Origin of the sequence: Amycolatopsis kentuckyensis, from assembly GCF_002155975.1 — a bacterium.
Taxonomy (GTDB): domain Bacteria; phylum Actinomycetota; class Actinomycetes; order Mycobacteriales; family Pseudonocardiaceae; genus Amycolatopsis; species Amycolatopsis kentuckyensis.
On sequence record NZ_MUMI01000554.1, the window covers coordinates 1 to 17,004 of the forward strand.

General features: G+C 72.5%; 11 protein-coding genes. 2 read left to right on the forward strand and 9 right to left on the reverse strand.

All coding sequences use genetic code 11. The features are described from left to right. Positions 1–45: 45 nt before the first annotated feature. From CCN39_RS41570 to CCN39_RS41595, 7 genes are all read right to left on the reverse strand, one after another. Positions 46–729, reverse strand: a complete 684-nt coding sequence (locus CCN39_RS41570) for a response regulator transcription factor (protein WP_086851854.1) — start codon at positions 727–729, stop codon at positions 46–48. Positions 730–1,064: 335 nt separating this feature from the next. Further along, positions 1,065–2,798 carry a dipeptide ABC transporter ATP-binding protein gene (locus CCN39_RS41575; protein WP_086851856.1) on the reverse strand — a complete coding sequence of 578 codons (1,734 nt, stop codon included), beginning with the start codon at positions 2,796–2,798 and terminating at the stop codon, positions 1,065–1,067. Beyond that, on the reverse strand, positions 2,798–3,646 hold the full coding sequence (locus CCN39_RS41580; protein ID WP_086851858.1) for an ABC transporter permease: 849 nt from the start codon (positions 3,644–3,646) through the stop codon (positions 2,798–2,800). The genes CCN39_RS41575 and CCN39_RS41580 overlap by 1 nt, the downstream gene beginning before the upstream one ends. Then, positions 3,643–4,590, reverse strand: coding sequence for an ABC transporter permease (locus CCN39_RS41585; protein WP_244211242.1), 948 nt, complete (start codon positions 4,588–4,590; stop codon positions 3,643–3,645). Before CCN39_RS41585 ends, CCN39_RS41580 begins: the two co-directional genes overlap by 4 nt. Beyond that, positions 4,587–6,227, reverse strand: a complete 1,641-nt coding sequence (locus CCN39_RS41590; protein WP_208630615.1) for an ABC transporter substrate-binding protein — start codon at positions 6,225–6,227, stop codon at positions 4,587–4,589. The genes CCN39_RS41585 and CCN39_RS41590 overlap by 4 nt, the downstream gene beginning before the upstream one ends. A gap of 513 nt (positions 6,228–6,740) precedes the next feature. Continuing rightward, positions 6,741–6,908, reverse strand: coding sequence for a hypothetical protein (locus CCN39_RS50405; RefSeq protein ID WP_158104596.1), 168 nt, complete (start codon positions 6,906–6,908; stop codon positions 6,741–6,743). After that, a complete protein-coding gene (locus CCN39_RS41595) occupies positions 6,905–8,149 on the reverse strand; it encodes a sulfite oxidase (protein WP_086851864.1) in 1,245 nt (414 codons plus the stop codon). Before CCN39_RS41595 ends, CCN39_RS50405 begins: the two co-directional genes overlap by 4 nt. 189 nt (positions 8,150–8,338) lie before the next feature. Here CCN39_RS41595 and CCN39_RS41600 point away from each other — a divergent pair, with 189 nt between their 5' ends. Next, a complete protein-coding gene (locus CCN39_RS41600; RefSeq protein WP_086851866.1) occupies positions 8,339–8,992 on the forward strand; it encodes a DUF6338 family protein in 654 nt (217 codons plus the stop codon). After that, on the forward strand, positions 8,976–9,140 hold the full coding sequence (locus tag CCN39_RS50925; protein ID WP_167455335.1) for a hypothetical protein: 165 nt from the start codon (positions 8,976–8,978) through the stop codon (positions 9,138–9,140). The genes CCN39_RS41600 and CCN39_RS50925 overlap by 17 nt, the downstream gene beginning before the upstream one ends. Positions 9,141–9,143: 3 nt before the next feature. Here the strand turns inward: CCN39_RS50925 and CCN39_RS41605 are convergent, their stop codons facing one another. Both CCN39_RS41605 and CCN39_RS41610 read right to left on the reverse strand, forming a co-directional pair. Next, positions 9,144–13,940, reverse strand: coding sequence for a CHAT domain-containing protein (locus CCN39_RS41605; protein ID WP_208630616.1), 4,797 nt, complete (start codon positions 13,938–13,940; stop codon positions 9,144–9,146). Beyond that, the coding region (locus CCN39_RS41610) for a right-handed parallel beta-helix repeat-containing protein (protein ID WP_143264354.1) at positions 13,937–17,004 on the reverse strand (3,068 nt) is incomplete at its 5' end. The genes CCN39_RS41610 and CCN39_RS41605, both read right to left, overlap by 4 nt.

Consider the following 17,004-nt stretch of genomic DNA (forward strand, 5'->3'; position numbering starts at 1 on the left):
CGGCTGTACAGCCGTCACGACGATCGGCTACGGTGAAAGGCAGGTTCAGCCGTGACCGACGCGGAACCCCACCCCGCGGACGTTGAGGATCCAGCTGCTGCGCCCGAGCTTCGTCCGCAGCGAGCTCACGTGGGTGTCCAGGGTTCGGCTCGCCCGGGCACCGAGCACGTGGGACTCCGGGTCCTCCCAGACCTCCGCCATCAGCCGCTGGCGCGTCACCACCGTCTTCGAATGCCGGGCGAGGTAGTGCAGCAGATCGAACTCCTTGCGGGTCAGCTCGACCTCGGCACCGTCCACCCGCACTTCGCGCGAAGCCGCGTCGATGGTGAGCGAGCCGAGGGTCAGGGCCGTCGATTCGCGGGTGGCCGTCTCCTTCGGCCACACGCGGCGCATCACGGCTTCCATCCGGGCGAGCAGTTCCCGGAATTCGAACGGTTTTTCCAGGCAGTCGTCGGCGCCGGCCTGGAGGCTGAGGATGCGGTCCAGCCCGGTCCCCGGTTCGTTGAAGGCGATGATCGGGGTGCAGCTGGTGCGCCGGATCCGGCGGCACACCTCGAGACTGTCCATGTCGGGCAGGTCCAGGTCGAGCAGGACCAGGTCGGCCGCCCCCTGCGCGTCGAGCGCGGCGGCACCCGTGCCGACCCGGTGGACCTCGTGGTCATACCGTTCGAGCCCGCGGGCCAGCGACCGTGCGTTCGGGACTTCTTGTTCGACGACGAGAATGTGCATGGATGCTCCCCACCCGTTCCCCCGGCGCACACCGGTGCCGGGCGCGAAGGCGGCGAGCCCGGCGAATACCCCGTTTCCGTTCCCGGCCATCGAACGCGGTTCGGCGGCCGACGCCCGGAACCACGCTCGGCGCACGCACCGACCGCGCCCCCGGCCCCCAGCAGCCGACACCCCCGGACTCCGTTCTGCACGACCGATCACCTGTGCGGACGAACCGGCGACACTGCCGAATCAGACGAAGTGGCGACCCCTGGGGAAAGTCCTGATTCCCGGTCCCTCGTGGACGTCGCCGTGATCGAAACTAGCACGCCACCGCGGTGGCTTCCAGATTCCGTTCAGGAATCCCATATTTCGCCAATGCCCTTACGGGCAGCGGGAAAGACCGGGTCACCGGGGAGGATCCGGGGCGCGGCCCGCGGCAGCAGCACCCGGTGCAGCGGGCTCACCGGCGACCCCAGCGTCGGTACCGAATCCATCAGTTCCCGGGTGTACGGGTGGCACGGTTTTTCGAACACCCGACCGGAATCGCCTTCCTCCACGATCCGCCCGTCCTTCATCACCAGCACGCGGTCGCTCATGTGCCGGATGACCCCGAGGTGGTGGGAGATGAACAGCAGCGCGATTCCCAGCCCCCGCTGGAGATCGGCGAGCAGGTCCAGTACCTGCGCCTGGATCGAGACGTCCAGTGCCGACACCGGTTCGTCGCAGACGATCACCCTGGGCTCCGGGGCCAGCGCCCGCGCGATCGCCACCCGCTGCCGCTGCCCGCCCGAAAGCTCTCGAGGCCGCCGCCGTCGCACGTCCGGCGGGAGCCCGACCTGGTCGAGCAGCCGCGCGACCCGGACCGCCCGCTCCGCACGGTCCATCCCCAGCACGGCCAGCGGTTCGGCGATGATGCGCTCGGCGCTGTAGCGCGGGTCGAAGGAGCTCAGCGGGTCCTGGTGGATCACCTGGATGCTGCGGCGCAGCATCCTGCGGTCCCGGGCCCCCAGCTCCGCCCAGGGCCGGCCCAGCACGCGGACCGTTCCCGCATCGGGCTGCCCCAGCCCGAGCAGCAGGCGGCCGACCGTGCTCTTCCCCGAGCCCGATTCGCCGACCAGGCCGAGGGTCTCGCCGGCGTGCAGGCGGAAGGACACCTGGTCGACCGCGACCAGCGGCGGCTGCCCCGGCAGGGGGAACCGCTTGACCAGCCCCTCCGCCTCGAGGACGACCTCGTCGGGCACGGGGTGCCGATGGGCGACGTCGCTCGGCATGGTGGGCGACAGCCGCGCCCGTTTGACGTGCACGTCCGGCACCGCGGCGAGCAGCCGCCGGGTGTAGGCGTGCCGGGGCTGGTCCAGGACCCGGCGGACCGTGCCCCGCTCGACGAAGACGCCGTCCTTCATCACCAGGACCCGGTCGGCGATCTCGGACACCACGGCCAGGTCGTGGCTGATCAGGAGCATGGCCGTGCCGGCCCGGCGCCGCTCGGACAGCAGCCGGAGGATCTGGGCCTGCACGGTGACGTCGAGCGCGGTGGTCGGCTCGTCGGCGACCAGCAGGGCCGGTTCGGCGGCGATCGCCGACGCGATCAGCGCCCGCTGCCGCAGGCCACCGGAGAGTTCGTGCGGGTACTGGGCGGCGCGGGCTTCGGGCAGGCCGACCCCGACGCTGCGCAGCAGTTCGACGACCCGCTCGGCGGTCCGGCCGGCGGGCACGACCCGGTGGGCGCGGAGTGCGTCGGCGATCTCGGCCCCCACCTTGCGCAACGGATCGAGGGAGACCAGCGCGTCCTGCAGGACGTACCCGACCCGGCGGCCGCGCAGGCCGCGCCAGGCGCGTTCCGGGAGCCCCAGCACGTCGACGCCGTCCACGCGGAGCCGGTCCGCGTGGACGCTCGCCCCGCGGCCGACCAGCCCCAGCAGGCTGCGCGCCGTGACGCTCTTGCCCGACCCCGACTCCCCGACGATGGCGACCGTCTCCCCGCGGCGGACCGTCAGCGACACCGACCGGACCGCGGACACGGCAGCACGCGGCGGGCCGAACGACACCCGCAACCCCGCGACGTCGACCAGCGGTTCCTCGTTCATCACGCCGGTTCTCCTTCCAGCTTCGACTGGGCGAACCGGCCGGCGACCGTCAGCGACAGCACGGTGAGGGTGACCGCGACGCCGGGGAAGACCGCCGGCCACCAGGCCACCGAGTAGTAGTCCCGGCCCGCCGCGAGCATCGCGCCCCATTCGGCGGTCGGCGGCTGCGGGCCGAGCCCGAGGAAGCTGAGCGACGCGCCCGCGCCGATCACCCCGCCGACGCTGAGCGTCGCCAGCACCAGGACCGGGCCCAGCACGTTCGGCAGGATGTGCCGCAGCACCACCTGCGACCGGCGCCAGCCGAGCGAGTGCGCGGCTTCGACGAAGGCGGCTCCGCGTACGCGGAGCACCTCCGCCCGGACCAGCCGCGCGTTGACCGGCGTCACCACCACCGCCAAGCCGATGACCGACGTACTCGTCCGCGGGCCCAGCAACGCGACGATCACGATCACCAGCAGCAGGCCCGGCACCGAAAGCAGCACGTCCAGCAGCCGCGAGACGACCCGGTCGGCGATCCGCCCGCCCTGGGCCGCGAGCACACCGAGGACGATCCCGGCGAGCAGGCCCAGGCCCGCGGCGCCGAGTCCGATCAGCAGCGACGGCTGCGTCCCGTACACCACGCGCGCGAACACGTCGCGGCCGTTCTGGTCGGTGCCGAACAGGTGCGCGCCGCTCGGCGGCAGGAGGGTCGCCAGCGGGTCCGCGGCGTCGGGATCGATGCGCGTCAGCAGTCCGGGCGCGAGCGCGGCCACGGCGAGGATTCCGAGGAACGCCGCGCCGAGAACGACACCGAACCGCCACTGCCTGCCCCGCAGCCGTCCGGCCAGGGTCTGGTCGAGCACGCTCATCGGACCGGCTCCTCGTCACGCAGCCGCGGGTCGACCAGCCGGTAGACGACGTCGGTCGCGAGGTTCACCGCGACGTAGAAGGCCGCCGCGACCAGCACGACACCGAGGACCAGCGGCACGTCCTTGTGGTCGACGGCTTCCACGGTCAGGCGCCCCAGACCGGGCCGGGAGAACACCTTCTCGACCACCACGGCGCCGCTGATCATCGTGCCGGCGAGCCACCCCGCCAGGGTGATCACCGGGATCAGGGCGTGCCGGAGGACGTGGCGGACGCGCACCGCGGCCTCGGTCAGGCCGCGCGCCCGCGCGGTGACCACGAACGGCTCGTCCAGCGTGCGTTCGAGCTCGCGGCGCAGCAACCGGGTCAGCACACCGGCCGGGGCCACGGTGAGTGCTACGACGGGCAGCACCGAGCCGGCGAACCCGGTGTCCCCGATCGCCGGGAACCAGCCCAGCTGGAAGGAGAACAGCGTGAGCAGCAGGATCGCCAGCCAGAACGCCGGAACGCCGACGCCGACGACCTCGGCGGCCGAGCACAGCCCGCGGATCCAGCCGGGCCGGTGCGCGGTCAGCAGCGCCGCCACCGTCGCCACGGCCAGCGCCAGCGCGGTCGCCGCGACCAGCAGGGTGAGGGTGGGGAGCAGCTGCTGCCCGATCGCGTCGACGACCGGCATCCGCAACGCGAAGGACTCACCGAGGTCGCCCCGCAGGAGCCGGCCGAGGTAGTCCAGGTACTGCACGGCGAGCGGCCGGTCGAGGGCGTAGGCGCGGACGATCTCCGCACGCAGCTCCGGGGTGACCTGGTTGGCCCCGCCGACCACGGCGTCGACCGGGTCGCCCGGCATCAGGTGGAGTGCGGCGAAGGCCAGTGTGACCGCACCCCAGAGGACCAGGGCCGCCGAGGCGACCCGGCTCCCGACGATGCGGAGCGTGCGGCCGGTCACCGGGCGATCCAGGTGTCGTAGAAGGTGGGCTGGGACTGCGGGGAAAAGCCGAGCCCCTGCACCTTCCGGGCCAGGCCCACGACGTTGCCGTAGACGTACACCGGGAAGACCGCCGCGTCGGCCGTGAGCCGGCGCTGGACCTGACCGTACAGCTCGGCCTGCCGGGTGGGATCCACCGTTGCGAGCGCGGCCGCGAGGGCGTCGTCGACGGTCCGGTCGTGGTAGCGGGCGTAGTTGGTGCCGAACCCGGTCTCGGGCGTCGGGATGTTCGCGCTGTCGAAGAGGGTGCGCAGCGCGTCCGGCGACGCCTGCTGCCAGCTGAAGTCGCCGAGGTCGTAGCCGGTGCCGGAGGCGATCAGCCGGAAGAAGCCGGCGTAGTCGTGGTTGACGTTGCGCACCTCGATCCCCGCGGCCCTGGCGCCCGCCTGGATCTGGTCGGCCAGGACGTCGCGCTGCTCCCGGACGTAGGCTTTCTGGAAGGGGCGGACCAGCGTCAGCCGGACGCCGTCCCTGGTCCGGTACCCCTGGGCGTCACGGCCCGTCCAGCCGGCCTCGTCGAGCAGCCGCGCGGCCGCCGCGGGGTCGTAGGAGAACTGCGACTCGACCGTCGGGTCGTAGCCGGGGGTCGCCGGTGACAACGGGTTCTTCGCCTGGCGGAAAACGCCGAAGTAGAGCTTGTCGACGATGGTCGGCCAGTCGATCGCCGCCCGGAACGCCCGCCGCACCCGTACGTCGGCGAACGGCCCGGCGGCCGTGTTCGGGAAGTAGTTGTAGTTGCCGCCGGGCGCCTCGGCGATCTGCACGCCGAAGCCCGGCGCCGAGCGCAGCCGGGCGACGTCGACGGGCGGAACGCTGGTGATGGCGTCCACCTGCCCGCTGGTCAGCGCCCCGAGCCGGGCGGCGTTTTCCGGCACGACGGTCACCTTGATCCCGTCGAGGTAGGCCGGGCCCTGGTGGGCCGCGAACTCCGGGGCCCACCGGTAGTCCGCACGCCGCGTGTACTCGATGCCCTTCTGCGGCACGTACCCCTCGGCGCTGACGAACGGTCCGGTACCGATCAGCTTGCGGCACAGGGCTTTCGGGTCACCGGTGAGCGTGGCGGGCGCCTCCATGCCGAGGCTGGCCGCGGCCACGGCCGTCAGGAACGCCGAATTCGGCTTGGCCAACCGGATGGCGACCCGATGAGGGCCGAGCACGGTGCTGTCGCGATAGGCCCCCAGGCTGGCGGCGGCCAGCCGCGACCGGGTCCGCGGAGCGACGACGTGGTCGAAGTTCGCCTTGACCGCGGCGGCGTCGAACGGCTCTCCGTTGCTGAAGGTCACGTCCTCGCGCAGGTCGAAGGTGTAGGTGAGGCCGTCCGGGCTGATCGACCACTTGCCGGCCAGCCAGGGATGCACTTTCCCGTGGGAGTCCAGCGCGACGAGGGAATCCAGCAGCGGCCGCCCCAACAGGCTCGACACGTCGACCGGGCTCTGCTGCGGGTCGAGGCAGTCGGTGTCGGTCTCGACCGCGAAGTTCAGCGTGCCCCCCGGCACGGGCGGCCCGGCCGTCCCCTCGGTCCCGGCGCCGGAGACGGCACACCCGCCGAGCAGCACCGCCGCGAGCACCGCCACCGCAGGCCTGGACAAGGCTGTCACAACCGAACTCCTTCCCGGAATGTTCCGCCGCTTTTATCCCGCGCCCTTGCGGCTTCCACAAAATAGGCCGAGCATGACCGCACTGTCCAGCACACCGACAGTTCCGTACCACATTCTGAAAAACGAAAACCCTGACCGGGATCATTGTCCGGAAAACGAACGACGAGATACAGAACTTCTCAAGAAAGGTGTCAATTCTTCTCAAGACGAGCCACTGGGCACTTGCGGAATCCGGCGCGGTCCTGAGCGGCGAGGCACTTCAGGTGAACATCCGGATCGACCTGGCCGGCCGGGCCGGCGACGCGGCCGGAAGCTGCGGCCCAAGCTCGAACCCCACCGGGATCCGATCACCACCGTCCGCGGCGTCGGCCACCGCTTCGAGAGCTCGGCGCCGGTGTCCCCCACTCCGCGTCCGCGCCGAGCCAGGCAGCGCGCAACCGCACTACCGGAACGAAGAGACCGAGCCCGGCGTCAGCGACGGCGGGCGTCACGACCGGGTGACGTGCGGCAGGATCAACGCGACACGACTTCCGGGCCGCCGGGAAACGAGCACCAGCAGGACGTCGGCCCGGGCCGCGGTACCGGCACGGCCAGCCCCGGCTCGAACGGCGGCACCGGCAGTACCAGGACCCAGCCGATGCCGGTCAACGCCCGGACGAGCGCGCGGACCACCCTCTTCATCCGGCGACCGTGACCGGGTGGCGGACGACCGCGCCGAACAGGTAGCCCTGCGTGTTGTACGGCGCGACGTCCGGCTGGCTCGCGCCGGTGATGTCGGTCGCGCGCGCCCGCAGCGTGTACGCACCCGCCTCGCGTGGGCGCCACGGGAACTCCCAGCGCAGCCAGCCGCGGTCGGCGGCGTGGCCGATCGGTCTCGCCGGCTGCCAGGTCGCGCCGTCCGTGCTGACCTCGACCCGCCGGATGCGGCCGTGCCCCGACCAGGAGCGGCCGCGCAGCACCTGCCGCTGCCCGGCTACCAGCGTCGCGCCCCAGGGGAGCTCGAACGCGCTCTTCACCACCTGCTCGGTGACGAGCGTGCCCTCCGCCGGGTAGTCCGGCCCCAGCAGCCGGTAGAACTGGGTGCTCCACGGCGAAACCAGCGGCGTCGCCGACACTTCGATCCGGCCCAGCCACTTGATCGACGAGATCCCGGCCCAGGACGGCACCACCAGCCGCACCGGGAACCCGTGGTCGGCCGGCAGCGGCTGCCCGTTCATCTCGTACGCCAGCAGGACGTCCTGCAGCGCCTTGCCCACCGGCAGCGGCCGCCGCACCTTGCCCAGGTTCACCCCGGCCGCCACGTAGTCCTGGTCCAGGCCCTCCGGGAGCACGTCCACGGCGTCGCGGGATAGCCCGGCCCGAGCGAGCACAGTCGCCAGCCGGACGCCGCGCCAGCGCGCGACCCCGATCGCCCCGAGCTTCCACGCCGTTCCACTCACCGCCTGGCCCTGCTGGCTGGTGAAGAAACTCCGCCCGTTGCCCGCGCATTCGATGAACGCGGTGATCGTCTCGGACGGCAGCGCACGCAGATCCTGGTAGGTGAACTCGACCGGCCCGCCGCGCAGTCCGGAGCCGAACAGCTCCAGCCGCCAGGTCGCGGCGTCCAGCACCGGGGTCGACGTGTGGTCGCGGACGAAGAACCGGTCGACCGGGGTCAGGTATCCCTGGCCGCTCATGGCTTCCCAGCGCGTCTCGGCGTTGCTGCCGTGAACGTCGAACAGCTCCGGCGGCAGCGGCTTGACGATCGGGCCCGCGGCCGACGCCGTCCCCGGTGCCGTCGCGGCCGCGGCCAGCGCGAGACCACCGGCCGCCGTCAGCCGCAGCAGGTCGCGCCGGCTCAGGCCCGGCATGCGCGCCTCCCCCGCCCGCCACTGCGCGACGCGCACCCGGTCGTAGGCGGTTTCGTCGTTCAACCCCGTCATGCAGGCATTCTCAGGACCCCGTTCCCGGACGGCCAGCACGTCCACACAGCGGAACAAGAGCTCGCAACGGAACACAGGCTGGGGCTGAACACGAGGAAAGGTTGCCGCACGGCGTGCTGGGCGGTTGTGTCACCCTGTGGTCGACCGCTCCGCCGCGAGCGTCAGGCGCGCGGGGCAGAAAGGAGCGGCATGATTCCGGGGACAGTCCAGCAGCTGACGATTCTGCTGGTCCTCGTGCTTCCTGGCGTCTTCTACCAGGCTGTCCGGGAGAGGCTGAGCGGTATCCGCGCGGCCGAGAACGAGCCGCAGAACCGGTTGGTGCGGGCCATCGCCGCGGGTGCCTTGCTCGACGCGGTGTACGCGGTCGCCTTGGGGCCGTGGCTGGGGCAGCTGCTGGGATCGGCCGCGGGGACGCCGTTCGGGGGCGTGGCGCAACATCCGCGGCTGGCGGGCCTGACCGGGTTGCTGCTCGTGGTCGTCGTGCCGTCGATCGTGGCCTGGGCCGAGGGGTGGTGGGTCCGCCGCCGCGCGCGGGCGCGGTACGAGCCGACGCCGACCGCCTGGGACGCACTGTTCCACGACAGCGGATCCTGTTTCGTCCGCATGCGGCTCAAGAGCGGGCTGTGGGTGGGCGGGTGGCTCGGATCCCGATCGGCCGTGTCGGCCTATCCTCAACCGGGGGACATCTACCTGCAGACCCAGTACCGGATGGCGCCCGACGGTACCTTCGTGAGCCGCATGCCCGGCAGCGCCGGGGTGTACGTCAAAGCCGCCGACATCGAAGTGCTGGAACTGCTTCACCCGTCGGCACCGGAGGAAGGCATCGATGACCACAAGTCCTGACGACGGCCTGGAAGACCTCGTCGCGCGTTTCTCACGCACGCGCACCTACCGGCCCACCGACGGCAAGGACGAGCCGGAGGAGCTGCCGGAGGGACCGTCGGGCACAGCCGTGGGAACCGCCGGCGGCGACACGCCGGAGTCGCCCTGACCGTCACGGTCCGGTGTGCACGTACGCCGCCCACAGGTGCGGCGCCTTGGCGTAGCGGTCGCGCAGCGCTCTGGTCGGGCCGTGCAGGGCCGCGGCCGGGGTGATCGGCACGCCATCGGCGAGGTTCTGGGCGAGCGCGGCGTAGAACTCCTTGATCACGTACGTCGACAGCTCGTCGGCCACGGCCCACAACGTGCCGATGACATGGGGGTATCCGGCGAGCTGGAAGGACGACGCGAGCTGCACCGCCTCGTCGGGCAGGGCGAAGCCGCCCCGGGAGGTCGAGCACGCCGACAGCACGGCGAGCTGGGGATGGGCCGGCCGCTCGGCGGCGACGTCGAGGGTGGTGAGCCGGCCGTCGTGCAGGACGAGCCCGCTGGCCGACGACGTGTGTGCGTCGCTGACGGCGTGGCAGCCGAAGTGGACCCAAGAATGCGCGGGCAGTGCTCGGCGCACGGCAGCGACCGTGGCCTCGGCGTCGGACAGGTGCCGCCCGCCCGGGAAGATCTCCAGCACCGTCTCCGCCTCGTGGTCCACACCCGGCAGTGGCTCGGCGCCCGGCGTCTCGGAAAGCGTGACGACCAGCGGCGCCGGGACGGTCCGGCCGCCCGGCGTCGGATGCCGCCGTGCTTGCAGCAGGGCACGCAGCGTCGGCGTGTACGAGGGGAGCACGCGGTCGACGACCCACTTGCCGGAGTCCGGCCCGTCTCGTCCGGCGGCGTGCAGCGGCAGGAACGAGAGCCACCCGGTGGGACACCACCACAGTCTGGTCCTCGGCTCGTCGAGCGGGACGGTGCGCAGGCTCAACCGGTCGAGAACGGGGGCGGCGACGGTGTCCCACAGCCAGCGCAGCGTCTCGGTGAGCATGCCCATCGCCACGACGGCGCTGTCCACCCCGTGCGAGCCGTAAGCCTGCTCGACGCACTCGATGAACAGCGCCGCCCTCGACAGGACGGTCCCGGGAGCCAGGTCCCGCAGCGGCACCACCACGATCCCGTCGTCGGCGGTCACGATGATGGCGTCGGATCGGTAGCTGCTGACGTTGACGACGACGACCGGCCCTTCGACGGCGGCGGCGAGCAGTTCCGGCAGGTCCGGTACACGCAGGAAATCCGCGAGCCCGGGCAGGCCACGGATCTCCGCCACGAGTTCGTCCCAGCGCCGGGCGAGCGCGTGCCGCGCCTCGGTGCTCAGGCCCGCACTGGTCCCGCCGGCCGGCAGGCCCGGGGCGCTGGAGTCGGTCCACAGGGCCGGGAGCGGCGGCGGGACGACGCTCAGCTGGTCGCGGATCCGCTCGAACTCATCGGCGAGAGCGGGGGCGATGTCACGCACCCGGGACACCTGGCCGCGGTTGTCGAGGCCCTGCGCGAGCAGGACACCCCGCCCCTGCTCCAGGAGGACGAGGGCGCGGCCGGGATCGCCGGTGCGCAGCGCGAACGCGGCGGCGTCGCCGGCCAGCCCGGGACCGGCCCGGAGGCGGTCCTCCTGGTCGGCACGGCCCAGGCTGCGCGGGGCGATGCGGGGCAGGAGATCGACTGCGTAGGCGTAGCCGTCGAGGGCGTCGGTGTCCCGGCCGGCCCTCGCCGCGGCATCGCCCCACGTGCGGGCGGCGAACAAGCGGATCACGAGCGGAGCGGCCGGGTTCTCCGCCGCCTGCCGGACGAGCCGGGTGGTCTCCGTCAAGTCGACCGGCTCGCCGAGTTCGGCCCGCAGTACCTGTGCCCTGGCGAGGATCACCAGTGCGCCGGCCCGGTCCGCGGCGTCATCGCGCATACAGGTGAGGGCTTCCCTTGCGACCGCGACCGCCCGGCGAAGGGCCTCGCGCACGACCGGCTCGGTCCCGTCGGCGACGAGCTGCGCGTGGTGCAGGCAAGCGGACGCGAGAGTGGACAGGGCGACTGCGCGCTGGGGATGGCCCTCGCGGAGCCTGGTCGCCGCGACCTCCAAAGCCTGCCGGGCCGCGGCGGCGTCGCCGGGTTCGTCGCTCGAAATCGCCCGGCTGTGCAGCAGAAGACCGACGTTGAGCACGGTCAGCTCCGCGCCCACGCGTTCGCCACCGGTCAGGGATGCCGCCTCGCTCAGCAGGTCGGCCGCCTCGTCGGCGGCGGCGGGATCTTCGACGATGTCGTACCAGCCACGCAACGCGCCGGCGAGGTTGTTGAGGCGTCCGGCGCGGTCGAACGAGGTCGGCGAGCCTTCGCTCACGGCGCGGCGCAGCACGGTCAAGGCCTCGGCGTGCCAGGTGCGATCACCGCTGCGCTGGGCGCGTTGCAGGAGACCCACGCCCAGGTTGGTCAGCGCCATGCTGCGGCTACCGTGGTGAGCGGGCGCCGCGGCAACGGCCTCGCGGAGAGTGGCGAGGGCTTCGTCCATCCGGCCGTGGTCGCCGGAGTCGCGGGCCCGGGCCCACTCGACGTGGCCGAGACTGGTGAGGACCGCGGCTCTGTCGTCGGAGGCCTCCGGGATGAGGTCCCGGGCGCTCCGGAGCAGCCTCACGGCCTCTTCCCGCAGGCCGTCGTCGCCGGTGTGGTCATAAAGGTCCGCCAGGCTGTTCGCGAGGCCCAGCAGTGCCGCCGGCGACGGTGTTGCCGGCTGGACGGCGATCGCTTCGCGGTGGCGTTCGACCGCCTCCGACAGCGGCGCCGGATCGCCGGTGAAGCGGGAGAACGAGCGCAGCACCTGACCGAGCGAAGCGAGGCAATGGGCCTTGCCAGGGATGTTCGCGGTGGACGCCACCGCTTCGCGCAGGACGGCGATGGCCTCCTCGAGCGGGCCGGGATCCGCACGGACCTCGGCCAGCCGCTGCAGAGCGCCGCCGAGGTTGCCGATGCGGTGCGCCCGATGGTGGTCGTCGGCGAGGCTCAGGGCGACCGCCGTGCGATGCGCCTGCACCGCCTCGGCCAGCAGCGCGGCGTCGCCGATCCGGTGCGCGAGGTTCACCAACGCGGCGCCCAGGTTCGACTGGTACGCGGCCGCCTCCGACGTGTTGCCCGCCGGGGCGTGGGCGACGGCCTCGCGGCCGAGGCACACTGCCTCCTCGTACTCGGCAAGATCGCCGGTGTTCAAGGCGTGCTGCGCCGTGATGCCGCCGAAATCGGAGAGGAACTCGGCGCGGCGCGCGTCGGTCGGCGGGAGCAGCGCGAGCCCCTGTCGCATCTGGTCGGTCGCCTGCCGCCACGCGTCCTCGTCGCCCGCTTCGGCGCTCTGGGCGAGCGCACTTCCCCATGCGAACCGCACTTCGGCCTCGAAAGTGCTGCTGGGGTGCGGCAGCGTGAGGCATTCCCGGAAGCGGTCGATCCCTTCGCCCCCACCTCGCCGAGCGTGCGCCAGACAGCGCGCGAGCGCGAAGAGAACACGGGCCCGGTCGGCGGAGTGCTCGGAAACTTCCCGTTCCAGGTCGCGAAGCAGGGCGATGGGTTCGTCGAGGGTGTCGGGCGTGCCGACGGCCACCGCGCGCAGCCGCAGCAGGCCGGCCAGCTCGGTGCCACGGGCGACCCGCTGGCCGCGGTCCGGTGTCGGCGTGGCGTCCAGTGCCGCCCGGGCGAGGGCGATGGCCTCGTCCAGATCGGCGAGGCGGCCCGTCACCCCATGGCGGGAACGCAGCACGCCGCAGAGAATGAAGTTCGCCATGACTTGCGACGGGTGGCCGGGTGGAACGCAGCCGACGGCGGCACGGGCGGCCGCCTCCGCCTCGTCCAGGCCCCTCGGGTCGCCATCGAGGTTCCAGCGACCGTTGAGGAACATGGCGAGGTTGGCCAGGTAGGCGGCGCGCTCGACCGGGTTGGGCGCCGTGTCGGCGGCCCGGCGACAGGCGTCGATTCCCTCGCCGTAGAGCTCGGGCCGGTCGTTCGCCACGGCGTGCATGACCAGAACGGTGGCCAGCTCGGCCAGGTGTGCCGCCGGCGGCGGTACGTCCGGGTCGCGGGTCGCGAGGGCTTGGCGCAGCACGTCGATCGCCTCGGGCAGGATCGCCGGATCCTGGAGAAGACCGGCCGCACGGCCCAAAGCCGAGCCCAGCGCGGCGCAGTGCCCGGCGTGGTTGGGCTGGTCCGCGGTCCCCATGCGCACCGCCAGCCTCAGCTCCGCCAGGCTCTCGCGCATGGTCTCGACGTCCGACGTCGCGTCGGACCAGTGCCGGAGGACGATGCCGAGGTTGCCGTGCCTGCGAGCCTGCTCGGCCTGCTCACCGGGCGCGGCGGCGACGGCCGCGCGGCAGTGGCCGACCGCCTCGGCCAGCGTGTCGTGTCCGGCCCCGTCGTGGAAGGCGTAAAGCCGGGCAAGCCCCAGCGTGGACAGGCAGGTGCCCCGGTCGACGTCGGCCGGCGGCAAGCCCGCGAGCACGTACCTCAGCAGCCGCTCGGCGCCGATCAGGATCGGCGGATGCCGCCTGGTCTGGTAGAGCATCACCAATCCGGTGGCTGCCTCGAAGGCGTCGCCCGGCTCCACGTCACCGTCGGCGGGCTCACCGGAGAAGACGGCGAGCACGGGGGCCAGTACGGGCGGGACGTGATCCGGTGAGTCCTCGCGGAGAACGACGAAGCACAGCAGCGCATCGGCCAGCGCCATGGGCTCGGTGCCGCGGCCTGCGAGGTAGCGGAACCAGTAGTGGTAAGCGATGGCGAGCGCCGCCGACCGCCGGACCATGCCGTCCGGCAGCAGGGCTCCGGCGCGGACCTCGTCGGCGACCGCGGCGGCCTCCGGGCCGAGGAACCAGCTCAGCACGTCGTGGCCCTCGCCGGCGCGCCGCACCCGTTCCAGGATGGCGAGCTCGGCCGGCGTCGGTCCGTCTTCCGCCGTCACAGCGGATCCTTCTCGGGGATGTCCTCGGCGAGCAGTACGGCGAGATCGCTCCGCGTCGGGGCCGCGTTCTCGGCCAGGCGCGCGGCGTGCCGTTCCACCATCATCTCCAGCACAGTGCGAGCGTCGCGCGCGTTGGCGCCGTCACTCCTGCGCTGCCGCTTGTCGAACCGCTCGGTGAGCAGGGGGCCGACGTCCGCGGCGAGCCGGTAGGCGTACTTGTCCGCCTGGAGCCGGATGATCTCGGTCAGTTCGGCGGGATCGTAGGCGCGGAACTCCAGCGTGCGGGAGAAGCGGGAGCGCAGTCCCGGATTGGAGTCGAGGAAGGTTCGCATCTCCTCGGTGTAGCCCGCCGCGATCACCACGACCTCCTCGCGGTGATCCTCCATCAGCTTGGTCAGGACGTCGATGGCCTCCTGGCCGAAATCCGACCCGGCACCGAACCGTCGTGCCAGGCTGTATGCCTCGTCGATGAACAGCACGCCCCCGCGAGCCCGCGCGAAGACCCTCTCGGTCTTCTGGGCGGTGAGACCGAGGAATTCGCCGACCAGGTCGCCGCGGGCGACCTCGACGACGTGCCCCTTCTTCAACGCCCCGAGGGCGGCGAGGATCTGCCCGTACAGCCGGGCCACGGTCGTCTTGCCGGTGCCGGGCGGCCCGGAGAACACCAGGTGCCGCGCGGTCGGCGGGGCCGGGAGCCCGGCGCTCTCGCGCCAGCGGGCGACCCGCAACAGGTCGACCTGGACCGCGACCTGCCGCTTGACCAGTTCCAGGCCGACCATCCGGTCCAGTTCGGCCAGCGGCCCCGCCTCGGGCTGCCGCACCTCCTCGGCCGTGGCGCCGGTCCGCACGTCCACCATCACCACGCGGTCGTTCCCCGCGGCCACCGCCTCGCCCTTGTACCCCGTCACCTCGCAGTCCTCGAACCGGCCGAACACCGAGGGGTCGAGGCGCAGCCCGTCGCGCTCACCGCCCCTCAGCCGCGCCCGTGAGACAGTCAGACGGCTGTTGTCGCGGCCGAGAACGCCGTCCCGGCGGGAATCGGAGACTGTCAGTCCGTCGGCGTCCACAGCGGCGTCCTTGACGGTGACCACGCCACCCTCGCCCGGCTCGGTGATGACGCTCTCGTGGGCGGACAGATGACTCTCGTCGCGGCAGTCGAAGCCGAACAGCTGTGCCCGCTCGACCGTGGTCCGCTCCGCGGTCGCACGGGCCCGGTTCTCCAGCGTGACGCCCGACTGGGCCACGTCCGCGATGGTCACGTCGACGAGCGCGACCGTCACGCCGCTGCCGCGGGCGGTGAACCCGGATCCTGCGTGCTCGAGACGCGCACCGCTGAGCCGCAGCGACGCCTCCTCGCGGACGAGAACCGCATTGGCGGTCTGGCCACTGGCCGTCAAGCCGGTGATGGTCCCCCGGGCTTTGTGCACCATCACGCCGTTGCGTCCGCCGATGACCCGGCAGGCGTGCAGCGTGGCGTCGGCGCCGTCGGTGAGGTTGATGCCGGTTTCCCCGGCCGCCTCGACGTGACAGTCCTCCAGCCGTCCCAGCCCCTGCTCTCCGACGGTGACGCCGGTGGCCTGGCAGCGCTCGAACCGGCAGCCGTGGATCGCCGGATCCGAGCCCCGGGCGATGAACAGGCCGTCCTTCGCGCCGATGACGGTGCTGTCGCGCACGGTGCCGCGCGCCTGCTCGTAGTACGAGATGCCGGTGCTGTGCGTGTCACGCACGGTGCAGCGCAGCACGTCGGCCTCGGACTGGGCACCGATCGCCACCCCGGCGTTGCCGATCCGCCGCAGTTCGCATTCCTCGATCCGCGCGGTCGAAGCCAGCACGTGGATGCCGTGGCCACGGCTTCCGGTGATCGAGCAGCCCGTGATCTCGGCGTGCGCCCCGTCCTTGAGCAGGATCGCGTGCCGTTGGGCGTCGATGAACCGGCTGCGCTCGAAAGTCCCGCGCGCACCGGCCAGTTCGACGCTGCCGGCCCGGACCTCGCAGTCGGTCATGGTCAGGTGGGCGTCGCGCAGCGCGGAGACCGCGACTTCGCCCAAGGCGAGGACGGTGCAGCGGAGCAAGCTCAGCTGAGCCGAGGTGCTTATCGCGGCCACGCCGCGGTTGACGATCTCCAGCCCGTCGAGGGTGATCCGTCCGGCGCAGTCGAGGGTGACCCCGTCCGGCGCCTCGATCACGACCGGTCCGCCCGCCGCGCTCAGCTCGACCGGACCCCAGATCTTGAGACGTTCCTCGTAGCGACCGGGCTCGATCAGGATCCGTGTGCCGCCGGCCCGGAGCGCCGACGCGATGGTGGTGTGGTTCGATCCGGGCTGCCGGGAGACCCGCAGCACCACGGCTTTCTCCGCCGTGGGCGCGCTCGGCGCCGGAGGCTCGGGGCGGAACCCGGCGACCAGGTTCTCGACCTGCGCCGGATAGGCGAACAGACCGTGCCGGAACCCGTGGGCGGCCGAAGACAGCGGTACGACGTCTACGATCCGTTCCTCCTCCTGGTACGCAAAGCACCGGGGCCGCAACGGGTCGGGTGGACGCGTGTGGGGTCCGAGCCGGGCCCGCACCACCCTTGCCGTCGAAGGCCCGGAGACCTCGACCTCGGTCACGTCGGCGCGCGCCAGCAGGCGTTGGTCGCCGCCGACGGCCAGGCGCAGGCCCATCGGGTCGAGGGACAGGGTGCAGGGGTGGGCCAGCCGCGTGATCAGCCGCGACCCGGCGGTGCTGCACAGCACCAGGCCGGCGACGAAGGTGCTCAGCACCGCCGCGATCCCGTACTCGTACGCGCCCGCGAGAACCGAGAAGACGACCGCGCCGGCGAGCACCAGCAACGGCCCGAGCTTCTGCAGCGCCAGTGACGGCCCGGACAGCAGCTCGCCGGCGACGGCCGCGCTGCCCGTACGGTCGGCGGGCACGCGCGTCGTGCCGTGCCAGCGATCACCCGCGCGCGACGAGATGAGCTCGTCGACGCGCTGGATCGTCGAGTTCAGCGAACGCAGGTCGAACACCACGCCCCGCCACGGAGCGGACCAGCTCAGCCCGCCCCGGTCCCGGATCCCCGCCG

Coding starts and splice junctions, on each gene's coding strand:
- CCN39_RS50405 (WP_158104596.1), bottom strand. CDS start 6,908: ATGAAGAGGGTGGTCCGCGCGCTCGTCCGGGCGTTGACCGGCATCGGC.
- CCN39_RS41600 (WP_086851866.1), top strand. CDS start 8,339: ATGATTCCGGGGACAGTCCAGCAGCTGACGATTCTGCTGGTCCTCGTG.
- CCN39_RS41575 (WP_086851856.1), bottom strand. CDS start 2,798: ATGAACGAGGAACCGCTGGTCGACGTCGCGGGGTTGCGGGTGTCGTTC.
- CCN39_RS50925 (WP_167455335.1), top strand. CDS start 8,976: ATGACCACAAGTCCTGACGACGGCCTGGAAGACCTCGTCGCGCGTTTC.
- CCN39_RS41580 (WP_086851858.1), bottom strand. CDS start 3,646: ATGAGCGTGCTCGACCAGACCCTGGCCGGACGGCTGCGGGGCAGGCAG.
- CCN39_RS41570 (WP_086851854.1), bottom strand. CDS start 729: ATGCACATTCTCGTCGTCGAACAAGAAGTCCCGAACGCACGGTCGCTG.
- CCN39_RS41595 (WP_086851864.1), bottom strand. CDS start 8,149: ATGACGGGGTTGAACGACGAAACCGCCTACGACCGGGTGCGCGTCGCG.